Origin of the sequence: Nioella sediminis (genome assembly GCF_001879695.1) — a bacterium.
In the GTDB taxonomy this organism is placed as follows: Bacteria; Pseudomonadota; Alphaproteobacteria; order Rhodobacterales; family Rhodobacteraceae; genus Nioella; species Nioella sediminis.
This window is the reverse complement of sequence record NZ_MNBL01000039.1, coordinates 22,718-36,331: the sequence shown is the minus strand read 5'-3', so window position 1 is coordinate 36,331 and position 13,614 is coordinate 22,718. Positions and strand designations below refer to the sequence as shown.

17 protein-coding genes are annotated in these 13,614 nt (G+C 61.3%); all 17 read left to right on the top strand.

Features of this window, described 5'->3' with window-relative positions; all coding sequences use genetic code 11:
• The coding region (locus BKY26_RS04995) for a preprotein translocase subunit SecY (RefSeq protein WP_281249811.1) at positions 1-587 on the top strand (587 nt) is incomplete at its 5' end.
• Complete coding sequence (locus tag BKY26_RS04990; RefSeq protein WP_071689300.1) at positions 584-1,228, top strand: adenylate kinase; 645 nt, start codon at positions 584-586, stop codon at positions 1,226-1,228. The genes BKY26_RS04995 and BKY26_RS04990, both read left to right, overlap by 4 nt.
• On the top strand, positions 1,225-1,581 hold the full coding sequence (locus tag BKY26_RS04985; RefSeq protein WP_131541772.1) for a hypothetical protein: 357 nt from the start codon (positions 1,225-1,227) through the stop codon (positions 1,579-1,581). Before BKY26_RS04990 ends, BKY26_RS04985 begins: the two co-directional genes overlap by 4 nt.
• A gap of 236 nt (positions 1,582-1,817) precedes the next feature.
• Entirely contained in the window at positions 1,818-2,186 is a 369-nt protein-coding gene (rpsM, locus tag BKY26_RS04980) for a 30S ribosomal protein S13 (protein ID WP_071689298.1), read from the top strand.
• Positions 2,187-2,201: 15 nt separating this feature from the next.
• Positions 2,202-2,591 carry a 30S ribosomal protein S11 gene (gene rpsK, locus BKY26_RS04975; RefSeq protein ID WP_071689297.1) on the top strand — a complete coding sequence of 130 codons (390 nt, stop codon included), beginning with the start codon at positions 2,202-2,204 and terminating at the stop codon, positions 2,589-2,591.
• A gap of 115 nt (positions 2,592-2,706) precedes the next feature.
• Positions 2,707-3,723: a DNA-directed RNA polymerase subunit alpha gene (locus BKY26_RS04970; protein WP_071689296.1), complete on the top strand. Its 1,017-nt coding sequence runs from the start codon at positions 2,707-2,709 to the stop codon at positions 3,721-3,723.
• 172 nt (positions 3,724-3,895) lie between these two features.
• Complete coding sequence (gene rplQ, locus BKY26_RS04965) at positions 3,896-4,315, top strand: 50S ribosomal protein L17 (protein WP_071689295.1); 420 nt, start codon at positions 3,896-3,898, stop codon at positions 4,313-4,315.
• A 335-nt stretch (positions 4,316-4,650) separates the two neighbouring features.
• Complete coding sequence (locus BKY26_RS04960; RefSeq protein WP_071689294.1) at positions 4,651-5,262, top strand: autoinducer binding domain-containing protein; 612 nt, start codon at positions 4,651-4,653, stop codon at positions 5,260-5,262.
• A gap of 60 nt (positions 5,263-5,322) precedes the next feature.
• On the top strand, positions 5,323-5,910 hold the full coding sequence (locus BKY26_RS04955) for an acyl-homoserine-lactone synthase (protein ID WP_071689293.1): 588 nt from the start codon (positions 5,323-5,325) through the stop codon (positions 5,908-5,910).
• 59 nt (positions 5,911-5,969) lie between these two features.
• Positions 5,970-7,283: a replication-associated recombination protein A gene (locus BKY26_RS04950; protein WP_071689292.1), complete on the top strand. Its 1,314-nt coding sequence runs from the start codon at positions 5,970-5,972 to the stop codon at positions 7,281-7,283.
• Between the two features lie 11 nt (positions 7,284-7,294).
• On the top strand, positions 7,295-8,074 hold the full coding sequence (locus BKY26_RS04945; protein WP_071689291.1) for a HalD/BesD family halogenase: 780 nt from the start codon (positions 7,295-7,297) through the stop codon (positions 8,072-8,074).
• 39 nt (positions 8,075-8,113) lie between these two features.
• Positions 8,114-8,494, top strand: a complete 381-nt coding sequence (gene crcB, locus BKY26_RS04940; RefSeq protein ID WP_071689290.1) for a fluoride efflux transporter CrcB — start codon at positions 8,114-8,116, stop codon at positions 8,492-8,494.
• Positions 8,491-9,537, top strand: a complete 1,047-nt coding sequence (locus tag BKY26_RS04935; RefSeq protein ID WP_071689289.1) for an RluA family pseudouridine synthase — start codon at positions 8,491-8,493, stop codon at positions 9,535-9,537. The genes crcB and BKY26_RS04935 overlap by 4 nt, the downstream gene beginning before the upstream one ends.
• On the top strand, positions 9,534-10,205 hold the full coding sequence (locus BKY26_RS04930; RefSeq protein WP_071689288.1) for an HAD-IA family hydrolase: 672 nt from the start codon (positions 9,534-9,536) through the stop codon (positions 10,203-10,205). The genes BKY26_RS04935 and BKY26_RS04930 overlap by 4 nt, the downstream gene beginning before the upstream one ends.
• 3 nt (positions 10,206-10,208) lie before the next feature.
• Entirely contained in the window at positions 10,209-10,922 is a 714-nt protein-coding gene (locus BKY26_RS04925) for an ATP12 family chaperone protein (RefSeq protein WP_071689287.1), read from the top strand.
• Between the two features lie 236 nt (positions 10,923-11,158).
• Complete coding sequence (locus BKY26_RS04920) at positions 11,159-12,175, top strand: amino acid ABC transporter substrate-binding protein (RefSeq protein ID WP_071689286.1); 1,017 nt, start codon at positions 11,159-11,161, stop codon at positions 12,173-12,175.
• Between the two features lie 149 nt (positions 12,176-12,324).
• Entirely contained in the window at positions 12,325-13,614 is a 1,290-nt protein-coding gene (locus tag BKY26_RS04915; RefSeq protein WP_071689285.1) for an amino acid ABC transporter permease, read from the top strand.

The window sequence follows — 13,614 nt, the reverse complement described above, 5'->3', positions numbered from 1 at the left end:
CCAGCCACTTGCCAATCAAGGTGAACCCGGCGGGTGTGATCCCGGCGATCTTCGCCTCGTCGCTGCTGCTGCTGCCGACCACGGTCTCGACCTTCTCGGGCCAGAATGCTGGCCCGGTGATGACCTGGATCCTGGCGATGTTCGGCCCCGGGCAGCCGCTCTACCTGCTGTTTTTCGCAGCGATGATCATCTTCTTCACCTATTTCTACACGCTCAACGTGTCGTTCAAGGTGGATGACGTCGCCGACAACCTGAAGAACCAGAACGGCTTTGTTCCCGGCATTCGCCCCGGTCCGAAGACCGCCGAATACCTGGAATATGTGACCAACCGCATCCTGGTTCTGGGCTCCGCTTATCTGGCGCTGGTGGTGTTGCTGCCCGAGATCGTCCGTACTCAGCTGACGATCACGGCCTATTTCGGCGGCACCTCGATCCTGATCATCGTGTCGGTGGGTATGGATACGGTGCAACAGGTGCAGTCGCATCTGCTGGCGCATCAGTATGAGGGGCTGATCGAGAAATCGCAGCTGCGCGGGCGCAAGTCCGGCGGCAGCCGCAACAAACGGAAAGGACCCGCGCGCCGATGAACCTTATTCTACTCGGGCCCCCGGGGGCCGGCAAAGGCACACAAGCGCGGATCCTGGTGGATGAGCGCAACATGGTCCAGCTGTCTACCGGAGACATGCTGCGCGCCGCCCAAAGCTCGGGGACCGAGATGGGCAAGCGTGTGGCCGATGTGATGGCCCGAGGGGAACTGGTGACCGACGAGATCGTGATCGGGCTGATCGAAGAGCAGCTGACCACGGTTGAAGCGAACGGGTTCATCTTTGACGGGTTCCCGCGCACGCTGGCGCAGGCCGATGCGCTCGGCGCGCTGCTGGCGAAGACCGGGCAGACCCTGGATGCGGTGATCGAGATGCGCGTTGATGACGAGGCGCTGGTCGCCCGGATCACCGCCCGGTCCACCTGTGGCAATTGCGGTGAGGTCTATAACGACATCACCAAGCCGATCCCCGCCGATGGCAAATGCGTCAACTGCGGCGGCACCGAGTTCAAGCGCCGGGCCGATGACAATGAGGACAGCCTCAAGCAGCGGCTCATGGAATATTACAAGAAGACCTCGCCGCTGATCGGCTATTACTATGCCAAGGGCGATCTGTCGGTGGTCGATGGTCTGGGCGAGATCGACGAGGTCGCGGGCGCGATCCGCAGCGTTCTGGACGCGTGATCCCGATGCGGGCCGTGGCGCTGACCCTGACCGCGGCCCTGATCGCAGCCCCCGCCGTGGCGCTGGCGCAGGACGATTGCCGGTCCGGTTTCTCTCAGTGGGATCTGGAGGATCTGCTGATCGAGGCGTTCGAGGCCCTTGAACAGCCGGATAACGCAGAGTCCAGCCATTGCGCATTTCAGCTCGATCTGCCGGGGATGGACGTGCCGGAAACGGGTGCCGAGCTGGGCAGTTGCCGCTGGCAGGGTGTTGACGGCGAAACGGCCTTCCTTCTCGACCCGGAACATCCCGACGAGGTGGCCGTCATGCGTGGCGGGGAAGAGATGGCGACGCTCGATCTGTGCGACATCTGACCGGGCTGGGCAGGGGCTTTCCAGAAAGTTCTTGACAAAAGCCGAACGCCCTTGACCCGGTGGGGAAATCCGCCTAACAGCAGGCTTCCCATCCGGGAATCGCGAGACTTGCGGGAATCAGCCCTGCATCCCCCTCGTACCGAATTGTTCGATGGCCCGCAGGCTGACCGCCTCGGGCTTTCGGTTGTGAAAAAAGGTTCTGGAGCTACGGAACCGCAACGGAAAAGGAAGACTACGTGGCACGTATTGCCGGGGTAAACATCCCCACCGCCAAGCGCGTTCCGATCGCGCTGACCTACATCACCGGAATTGGCCCCGCCTCCGCGAAATCCATCTGCGAAGCCGTGAACATCGACGAAACCCGTCGCGTGAACGAGCTGTCGGATGCCGAGGTTCTGGCCATCCGCGAGCATATCGACGCCAACTTCACCGTTGAAGGCGACCTGCGCCGCGAAACCCAGATGAACATCAAGCGTCTGATGGACCTGGGCTGCTATCGCGGTCTGCGTCATCGCCGGAACCTGCCCGTTCGCGGTCAGCGGACCCACACCAATGCCCGTACCCGCAAAGGCCCCGCAAAGGCCATTGCCGGTAAGAAGAAATAAGGGAGGGTTCGCACAATGGCTCGTGACAAAAGATCCCCGAAGCGTAAAGAGCGCAAGAACATCGCCGCTGGCGTGGCGCATGTGAACAGCTCTTTCAACAACACCAAGATCCTGATTTCCGACGTGCAGGGCAACGCCATTTCCTGGTCGTCTGCCGGCACCATGGGCTTCAAGGGCTCTCGGAAATCCACCCCCTATGCCGCGCAGATGGCTGCAGAAGATGCAGGCCGCAAGGCACAGGAACACGGCGTGAAGACGCTGGAAGTGGAAGTTCAGGGCCCCGGTTCCGGCCGTGAAAGCGCGCTGCGCGCCCTGGCTGCCGTCGGTTTCAACATCACCTCGATCCGTGATGTGACCCCGATCGCACATAACGGCTGCCGCCCCCCGAAGCGCCGCCGCGTCTGATTATGTCTACTTGCCTGCGGGCCGTGTGAATCCCACACGGCCCGCAGGTTTGTCATTTTGATCCTCGAGCGTTCCGGGCAAGGGATCCGCCCGCGAACAGGAATGGAGGCGACACATGATCCATAAGAATTGGCAAGAGCTGATCAAGCCCACGCAACTGGTGGTCAACCCCGGCAACGACCCGGCCCGTCAGGCCACGGTCATCGCCGAACCGCTGGAGCGCGGCTTTGGTCTGACGCTTGGCAACGCGCTGCGTCGCGTTCTGATGTCGTCGCTGCAAGGCGCGGCCATCACCTCGGTCCAGATCGACAACGTGCTGCACGAGTTCTCGTCCATTGCGGGTGTTCGTGAAGACGTGACCGACGTGGTTCTGAACCTGAAAGGCGTTTCCATCCGCATGGATGTGGAAGGCCCCAAGCGTATCTCCATCTCGGCCAAGGGCCCCAAGGTCGTCACCGCTGGTGACATCTCGGAATCCGCCGGTATCGAGATCCTGAACCGCGATCACGTGATCTGCCACCTCGATGAGGGCGCCGATCTGTTCATGGAACTGACCGTGAATACCGGCAAGGGCTATGTCGCGGCGGAAAAGAACCGCCCCGAGGATGCGCCGATCGGCCTGATCTCGATCGACGCGATCTATTCGCCGGTCAAGAAAGTGTCCTATGACGTGCAGCCGACCCGCGAAGGTCAGGTTCTGGACTATGACAAGCTGACGCTGAAGCTGGAAACCGACGGGTCCGTGACCCCGGATGACGCCGTGGCCTATGCCGCGCGCATCCTGCAGGACCAGCTGTCGATCTTCGTCAACTTCGATGAGCCCGAGGCCGCTGGCCGCGCGGACGACGAGGACGATCTGGAGTTCAACCCGCTGCTTCTGAAGAAGGTCGACGAGCTGGAGCTGTCGGTCCGGTCTGCAAACTGCCTGAAGAACGACAACATCGTCTATATCGGCGACCTGATCCAGAAAACCGAAGCCGAGATGCTGCGCACCCCGAACTTCGGCCGCAAGTCCTTGAACGAAATCAAGGAAGTGCTGTCCGGGATGGGTCTGCACCTGGGCATGGACATCATCGACTGGCCGCCCGACAACATCGAGGATCTGGCCAAGAAGTTCGAAGACAACTTCTGATCGGAAGGTGGGCAGTTTGCCCACCCTACGAAATCCCGGGTAGGGTGGGCAGTTTGCTCACCTTCCCGAAAAATGCCCGCGCTGGCGGGGACCAAATGGGCAATCCTGCCCCACCAAGGAGGGACCGGCACGCACCGGCCCCGGACAAAGCACAAAGTCAGGAGACTTCATCATGCGTCACGCACGTGGCTACCGCCGCCTCAACCGCACCCATGAACACCGCAAGGCGATGTTCGCCAACATGGCTGGCTCGCTCATCGAGCACGAGCAGATCAAGACCACCCTGCCCAAGGCCAAGGAACTGCGCCCGATCATCGAAAAGCTGATCACTCTGGGCAAGCGTGGCGATTTGCACGCCCGCCGTCAGGCCGCTGCTCAGCTGAAGCAGGACGCCTATGTTGCGAAACTGTTCGAAGTGCTCGGCCCCCGTTACGCGGAACGTCAGGGCGGCTATGTGCGCGTTCTGAAGGCTGGCTTCCGGTATGGCGACATGGCGCCGATGGCGATCATCGAATTCGTGGACCGCGACGTTGACGCAAAGGGCGCCGCCGACCGCGCCCGCGTCGAGGCCGAAGAAGCCGCCGAGGATTGATCCTTACCGGTTCGCCCTATTGAAACGACGAACCCCCGCCGATTTTGGCGGGGTTTTTTCGTTAAGCTTGTGGCATTTTCCAGGTTCGTTAAGACGCTTTTGGTATTTCGATTCCATTCCGATCCGCGGCATCCGCGACAAGACGTTCCAATTCCCGTTCACAAACAGGAGTTTGCCCCATGAATTCCAGAATATCCCGACGAATGGGGCCCGGAAGCCCCATGATCCGCGCAAAAATATGCGGATTTACCTTTTCAGCCATTCGACACACAACATCAATCGTCATAATATGACTTTACGGAGCACCCGAATTCCGACAACCTGTCCAAAAAGACATGTCCAATAGTAGAGTACTCATATCCTTGCTGGATCAGCTGAAAGCCCTTGCCCCAATGGGGTATACCGTGGGGCTGCATATCCGTTTTGCGTCGCCAATGATTCTGAAAAGCACCTATCCGCCGGACTGGCAGCAGGAGTATCAGGACAATGCCTACGCTTTGCGCGACCCGCTGGTATTCTGGGGGATTGGCATAAGTGGACAGACCAGGTGGAGTGAAATCCGCCTGCCGGACCCGTTCAGCATCATGCAGAAGGCCAAACGCCATGGCCTGCTTTATGGTGCGGTGGTGTCCTGCGGGCCGATCACGTCCCGGTCAATCATCGGGTGCGCGCGCTCGGACCGTGAATTCACGGATAACGAGCTTGACGCGATTGCAGTGGTATCCCGCGCGCTTCACGAGGCCGCTGCACCACCCACCGAACTGACCAAGGCTCAGATCGAGGCGCTTCGCCTGATCGCCGATGGAGACAGACATACCGCAGCGGCTGCCAAGCTGGGTATTTCCGAGAGCGCGTTGAAAGCGCGCCTGTCGTCCGCCCGCGTTCGCTTGGGTGCGCGAACCACGGCCGAAGCACTCAAGAAAGCGCGGGAATTCCGATTATTATGACAGCAAAGGCAGTTGCCTCGCGGTTCAGGGTTTACCAACCGCCAACCAGGAGGCACCTCAATGCAAGTCACTACACTGTCTTTCGAGAACATGCACAATCATGGTGAGCTGTTCGCGAATATGCTCCGTGCGCGACACCAGACTTTTATCGTGCAGAACCGATGGGATCTGCCCGAAGCGAATGGCATGGAGTTCGACCAGTACGATACACCGGCCAGCCGGTGGGTCACGGTTCATGAAGACGGCCATGTCATGGCCGGGGTTCGGCTGACGCCGACCACGCATCGCTGTGGCATCTACACCTACATGATCCGCGACGCACAGCGCGGGCTGCTGGAGTCTATCCCGGCGGATCTGCTGGATCGGAAAGCGCCTGTCGCGAGCCATATCTGGGAATCGAGCCGCGTTTTCGTCAGCCGAGAGGTTCCGGCGAAACTGCGTTTCCGGGTACAGATGCAGCTGATTTCGGAAATGGTCAGCTCGGCGCGGGATCTGGGGGCGTCCGAGCTGATTGGCATCATTCCCGCGAATTCGCCGCGTCTGGCCCGCCGGGTCGGGCTTGATTGTGTGCCCGCCGGTCGTGAGCTGGACTTCGACGGAGAGAAAAGCGTCGCGGTGTCGATCAGCATGGCCACGAAGATGCATTGATCGGATGGTGTATGCCGGAATGGCTTTTCCCCGACCGTATCCAGACATAGGGTGCGGGCATGGCCGATTTATTCGCACATGCCCCATCCTCCGACTCCAACGCAGCCGGACCAAGGCCCCTGGCCGACCGGCTGCGCCCCCGTGCCTTGTCCGAGGTGATCGGGCAGGGCCATTTGCTGGGCCCCGATGGCAGCCTGCGGGTGATGCTGGACGCAGGGTCACTCGGGTCACTGATCTTCTGGGGGCCGCCCGGCGTGGGCAAGACCACCATTGCGCGCCTGCTGGCGCAGGAAACGGACCTGAGTTTCGTGCAGATCAGCGCGATTTTCACCGGTGTGCCGGACCTGCGAAAGGTGTTCGAGGCCGCCAAGCATCGCCGCGCCAATGGCGGCGGTACGCTGCTGTTTGTGGATGAGATCCACAGGTTCAACAAAGCCCAACAGGATGGCTTTCTGCCACATATGGAAGATGGCACGATTCTTCTGGTTGGGGCGACAACCGAAAATCCCTCATTTGAATTGAATGCGGCTGTTCTCAGCCGGTCGCAGGTTCTGGTTCTGGAGCGTCTGAATGACGAGGATCTGGACCAGTTGATCGCCCGCGCAGAGGCGGAGCTTGAGACACAGCTGCCCCTGACCGAAGATGCCCGCGCTTCCTTGCGCGAAATGGCCGATGGCGACGGGCGGGCGATGCTGAACCTGGTGGAACAGGTGGCGGCGTGGAAGGTCGACGCGCCGCTTGATCCCAAGGCGCTTGGCCAGCGACTCAGCCGCCGCGCGGCGCAATATGACAAATCGGGCGATGCCCATTACAACCTGATCTCCGCCCTGCATAAATCGGTGCGCGGGTCAGACCCCGACGCGGCGCTTTACTGGTTCGCGCGGATGCTGGAGGGCGGCGAAGACCCGCGCTTTCTGGCCCGGCGCATCACCCGGATGGCGGTGGAGGATATCGGCCTCGCCGACCCGCAGGCGCAGCGGCTGTGCCTCGATGCCTGGCAGACCTATGAACGGCTCGGCAGCCCGGAAGGGGAACTGGCGCTGGCGCAGGCGGTGGCCTATCTGGCGCTGGCGCCGAAATCGAACGCGATCTACGTGGCCTACAAGGGCGCGCGGAAGGCCGCCGCTAAAACCGGGTCCGCCCCGCCGCCCAAACACATCCTGAATGCGCCCACGGGGTTGATGAAGGATCAGGGATACGGTGACGGATATGCTTACGATCATGATGCCGAGGACGGGTTTTCGGGACAGAATTACTTCCCCGACGGCATGAAGCGTGCTGATTTCTATCAGCCGGTCGAACGTGGATTTGAACGGGATCTGAAAAAACGGCTGGACTGGTTCGCCCGCCAGCGCGCGAAACGACAAGGATAGGGACGCCGTACATGGACTTGCAGGATATCGTCGATCTTGAGCAATACCCGATTTCGGATGAGACGTTTCGCGCGGCTGCGAAAGCGGCGTTCGATGCCTCTGGCGTGTTCGTCATGGAGGGGTTCGTTCGACCCGACGCGGTGGAGGCGATGCGCGCTGAGGGAGAGGCCGGACGCGACCGCGTCTATACCAAGCCCGAAACGCATACGGTCTATCTCAGCAAGCCCGACCCGGAATTTGCCCCGGACCATCCGCGCAACCGGCTGGTGACCTCGTCCAAGGGGTGCCTGACCGATGATCAGATCGGGGCAGATTCCCCCTTGCGGGCTCTTTACGACCACCCTGCGTTTCGGGAGTTTCTGTGTCACGTTCTGGGGGAGAGGCAGCTGTTCGAATATGCCGACCCGCTGTCGTCGATCAACCTGCATTTCCACGAAACCGGGCAGGAACTGGGCTGGCATTTCGACAATTCCTCTTTCTCGATCACGCTGATGGTGCAGGCCCCCGAAAAGGGCGGGCAGTTCGAGTATGTGACCGATATTCGCGATGCGGATGCGGGCGAGATGGGGTTCGAAGCGGTGGCCGCAGTACTGGACGGGCAGGCGAAGGTCGATGTGCTGAATGCCGATGCGGGAACGCTGGTGTTCTTCCGGGGCCGCAATTCGATGCACCGGGTTGCGCCGAATGAAGGCGCGCGGACACGGATGCTGGCGGTGTTGGCCTATAATTCGAAACCCGGTGTCGCGCTGTCTGAAACCGCGCGCATGACCTTCTACGGCAGAACCGGCTGAGCCATTGACATCGGTGGGCCAAAGCCACAAACCCCGCCCATGTTTGCAACGCTTCTTCAGGTCGCCCTTGGTGGCGCCATCGGGGCCTCGGCGCGCTATGCGACCGGGGTCGGCATCGTTCGTCTGGTCGGGCACGGGGCCTTTCCGCTTGGCGTGATCACGGTGAATATCGTGGGGTCATTCCTGATGGGGGTTTTCGTGGTGGCGGCCGCGCATCGCGGCCTGACGCATCTGTCGCCCTTCGTGATGACCGGTGTTCTGGGCGGCTTCACCACGTTTTCCGCCTTCTCGCTGGAGGCCGTAACGCTGTATGAACGCGGCGATCTGAGCGGGGCGGTGCTGTATGTCGTGGCCTCGGTCGTGTGTTCGATCTTCGGGCTGCTTCTGGGCCTGTGGCTGGCACGGGGGATGTTCGTATGAGTGGTGTTCAGACAGTGGAAGTCGGCCCCGACGAGGGCGATCAGCGCCTCGACCGCTGGTTCAAGCGGCGCTTTCCCCATATCGGACAGGTGCGGATCGAGAAGATGTGCCGCAAGGGAGAAATCCGCGTCGATGGCGGGCGGGTGAAACCTGCGACCCGTCTGGAAGTGGGACAATCCGTGCGCATCCCGCCGCTGCCCGATGAGGCCGCGCCGCAACCTTTTACCAAGCGGGACCATGTGTCCGATGCCGATGCGAAGATGATCCAGGGCGCGGTAATCTACCGCGACGACCATATCATTGCGCTCAACAAGCCGCCGGGCCTGCCCACGCAGGGCGGCAGCAAGCAGACCCGCCATGTGGACGGGCTGGCCGAGGCGCTGAAATTCGGATTCGAGGACAAGCCGCGGCTGGTGCACCGGCTGGACAAGGACACCTCGGGCGTTCTGCTGCTGGCCCGCACGCGAGAGGCCGCGAAGGCCCTGACCGCCGCAATGCGTCACCGGGAAACGCGCAAGATCTACTGGGCTTTGGTGGCTGGTGTGCCGACGCCCTATCTTGGCGAGATCCGCTTCGGCCTGATGAAAGCGCCCGGCCATGGCCGCAAGGGCGAGGGCGAGAAGATGATCGCCATCCATCCGCGCGACATGAACCAGAACCCCGACGCCAAGCGCGCCCATACGCTCTATGCCACGCTCTACCGCGTCGCGTCGCGCGCCGCCTGGGTGGCGATGGAGCCGATTACGGGCCGGACCCATCAGCTGCGCGCGCATATGGCCGAGATCGGGCACCCGATCATCGGGGACGGAAAATATGGTGGCTCGGGGCAGGAAAACCTGGGCGATGGCTGGGGTGCGCAACTGGGTGGGATCATCTCGAAGAAACTGCATCTGCATGCGCGGATGATGCGGTTCGAGCATCCGGTGACTCATAAAGAGATCACCATCACCGCCCCTTTGCCTGAACATATGGCGCAAAGCTGGGAAACGCTGGGCTGGGATGAAAGCCTTGCCGCAGAAGACCCGTTCGAAGGGGTAAAATGACCCTGAAACTGGTCATCTTCGATGTCGACGGTACGCTGATCGACAGCCAGGCCCATATTGTCGGCGCAATGACTGCCGCCTTCGAAGGGCAGGGCCTGACCCCGCCAACGCGCGAAGAGACCCTGTCGATTGTTGGTCTGTCCTTGCCTGTGGCCATCGACCGGCTGATGCCAGGGGCCGATTTGGCGCTGCAATCGGCCTTGGTCGAGGGGTACAAGGACGGCTTCATGCGCATGAGGGTTGCGGGCGGCGAGGCGCTGTCGCCTTTCTATCCCGGCGCGCGCGAAATGCTGGAGTCACTGGCCGCGCGGGACGACCTGCTGCTTGGCATTGCTACCGGAAAGTCACGGCGCGGCATGGATCACCTGATGGAGATGCACGGGCTTCGCCGCCTGTTCCAGACGGTGCAGGTGGCGGACGATCACCCGTCGAAACCGAACCCTTCGATGATCCAGGCCTGTCTGTCGGAAACCGGGGTAGATACTACACATGCGGTGATTCTCGGGGATACGGTTTTCGACATGGAAATGGGCCGCAATGCCGGAATTCCGGCGATTGGGGTCAACTGGGGCTATCACCCGGCAGAAAATCTGGTGACCGCAGGGGCAATGAAAGTGCTGACGCATTTCGACCAATTGGACAATGCATTGAACGAGATCTGGGGCTGAGCAATGAGCGAATGGAAGGCGAAACGGTTCTGGAAGGAAACACGCGTTGCCGATGCCGAGGGCGGTTGGCAGGTGCTGTTGGACGGACGTCCGGTGCGCACCCCTCTGAAATCCGCAATGGCGCTGCCGACGCGTGAAATGGCCGACGCCGTGGCCGCCGAATGGCAGGCGCAGGAAGGCGTGATCGACCCGCTGTCGATGCCTTTCACGCGCTCGGCAAACGCGGCGATCGACAAGGTGGCGACCCAGCACGCGGAAGTGGCCGCAATGCTGGCAGCCTATGCGGAGACCGATCTGCTGTGTCATCGCGCAGAGTCCCCCAAAGAGCTGGCAGATCAGCAAAACAAGGGCTGGAACCCGGTTCTGGACTGGGCGGAGAAGACCTATTCTGCACCGCTGGCGGTGGTGTCTGGCATATTGCCCGCCGATCATCCCGACGAAAGCCTTGCGGTTTATGCCCGTGTCGTGGCGGGGTATCGGCCCTTTTCCCTGACCGCATTGCATGACCTTGTGACGCTCTCGGGGTCGCTTGTGCTGGGGTTGAGTGTCGCGAATGAGCAAATCGACCCTGACGCAGCCTGGCGCCTGAGCCGAATCGATGAGGATTGGCAGATCTCACAGTGGGGCGAGGACGACGAAGCGACCGAGGCCGCCGAGATCAAGCGCCGGGCTTTCCTGCATGCAGCGAATTTCCTGCGCCTTGCGCAAGGAACGTGATGTTTCCCTAGGCACTTTGATAATGCTGTTGCGCAGGGCCCGGGCACCTTGGGAAATTTACCCTAGGTAAGCCTTGGAACAGTGTGTTTCACCAAACCCTACCCTTGACCTCATCACCCAGATTTGCCCAATTAAAGGGCGGGGGCTGGTGCTGATGGCGTTTGCCCCTCCCAATTCAAGGGCCTTAATGGCCGAACAAGTCGCCCAAAAGGGCGAACCATCAGGAAGAGGTAAACATGAAAAAATCCGTTCTTCTCGGCACGCTTGCCGTGGCAGGTCTCGCAGCTGGTGCTGTGTCCGCGCAGACGCTGGACGAAGTCCGCGCGCGTGGTGCACTGAACTGCGGCGTGACCACTGGCCTCGTCGGCTTCGCGGCGCCCGATGCAAACGGTGAATGGGAAGGCTTCGACGTTGGCGTTTGTCGCGCTGTCGCCGCGGCCGTTCTCGGCGACTCCACCGCCGTGAACTTCGTCCCCACCACCGGTCAGACCCGCTTCACCGCGCTGGCCTCCGGCGAGGTCGACATGCTGGCCCGGAACACCACCTGGACCTTCAGCCGTGACGTCGACCTGCGCTTCGAATTCACCGGCATCAACTACTATGACGGTCAGGGCTTCATTGTTCCCCGTGAACTGGGTGTGTCCTCGGCCATGGAACTGGATGGCGCAACTATCTGTATCCAGACCGGCACCACCACCGAGCTCAACCTGGCGGACTTCTTCGCCTCGAACAACATGACCTACGAGCCGGTTCCGATCGAAACCAACGCAGAAGGTCAGCAGCAGTACCTGGCGGGTGCCTGCGACAGCTACACCACGGACGCCTCCGGGCTGGCAGCAACCCGTGCTACCTTCGAGAACCCGGGCGACCACGTGGTTCTGCCGGAGATCATCTCGAAAGAGCCGCTCGGCCCGCTCGTCCGTCATGGCGACAACGAATGGGGTGACATCGTCCGCTGGACGCTGAACGCTCTGATCGCAGCTGAAGAGCTTGGCGTGACCTCGGCAAACGTGGCTGAACTGGCTGCTGGCACCGAGAACCCGGAAATCAACCGTCTGCTTGGCTCCGAAGGCGACCTGGGCGGTATGCTCGGCCTGTCTTCCGATTGGGCGGTTAACGCGATTTCCTCCGTCGGGAACTACGGTGAACTCTTTGAAGGCAATATCGGTGAGAACACCCCAATCGGTCTGGCGCGTGGTCTGAACGCCCAGTGGACCGACGGTGGTCTGCTCTACTCGCCGCCGTTCCGCTAAGGAATAGCCGGAATTGGGGGGCGCGGCATTGCCGCGCCCTTCTTCCAATTGCGCCTCACCAAGTACTGACCATGCGACCGGACCACCTGTCATACAGGTGAATGGGGGGTCGTGGGTCGCTCCTCCAGCGACAGTCGGGGTTGCCAAAAATGTCATCAGCAACAAACCCACCGGCCGAGTCCTTCCGACTTAGCCAACTTATCTACGACACCCGGTATCGGTCCATGACCATTCAGGTTGTCGCCTTCGCCCTCATTCTTGCGGCGATCTGGTTCCTGGGACGGAACATCGTTCACAATCTTGAAGAGCTCGGGAAAGATTTCAACTTCGCCTTCCTGAACTCTCGCGCCGGTTACGATATCAACCAGCGCCTCATCGAATACTCGAATGACTCCACCCACGGGCGCGCCGCGCTTGTCGGGATTCTGAATACGCTTCTCGTTGCCTTCCTGGGCTGCATCCTGGCCACCATCCTCGGCGTCATCGCCGGTGTCCTGCGCCTGTCGAAGAACTGGCTTGTCGGTCGCCTGATGACCGTCTATGTCGAAGGCTTCCGCAACATCCCGCTGCTTCTGTGGATCATCCTGATCTTCGCGGTCATGACCGAATCCACACCGGGTCCGCGCGACTTCCGCGGGGATGATGCAGAGGCGTCGATGATCCTTGGCGAAAGCGTGGCCGTGACCAACCGCGGCATCTACGTTCCCAATGTCGTCTTCACCCGCTCGCTTGGCGGCAATGAGATGACCGAGGCGGCGGACGGTGTCGAAGCGGCGGTTATTCCTTCTGCCGTGGCTATGGACTGGCTGCTGGTTCTGGTCCTGCTGGTTGGCGGGGTGTTCGCATCCAAGGCCATCGGTCGTTGGGCCACAAGAACGCAGGAGGCCACGGGGGTCAGACCGCCCGCGACCTTCTGGATGCAGCTAGGCGTGATCCTTGGGCCGTTCGTTGTTGTCATGCTCGTCCTTGGGGCGACGCTGGACATCCCTGAACTGAGGGGCTTCAACTTCTCCGGCGGTATCCACATGCGGAACTCGCTGATTGCCCTGTGGTTCGCCCTGTCGCTTTATACCGGGGCCTTCATCGCGGAAATCGTCCGGGCGGGTATCATGGCCGTCAGCAAGGGCCAGACCGAGGCGGCTTTCGCCCTTGGCCTGCGTCCGAACCGGACGATGAACCTGGTGATCCTGCCGCAGGCGATGCGGGTGATCATTCCGCCGCTCATCTCGCAATACCTGAACCTGACCAAGAACAGCTCGCTCGCCATCGCTGTGGGCTACATGGATGTTCGCTCCACCCTCGGGGGGATCACGATCAACCAGACCGGCCGAGAGCTGGAGGGCATGTTGCTTCTGGGTCTGTTCTACCTGGTGACCTCTCTGATCATCTCGGGCGTGATGAACATCTACAACAATTCCGTCAAGCTGAAGGAGCGGTGA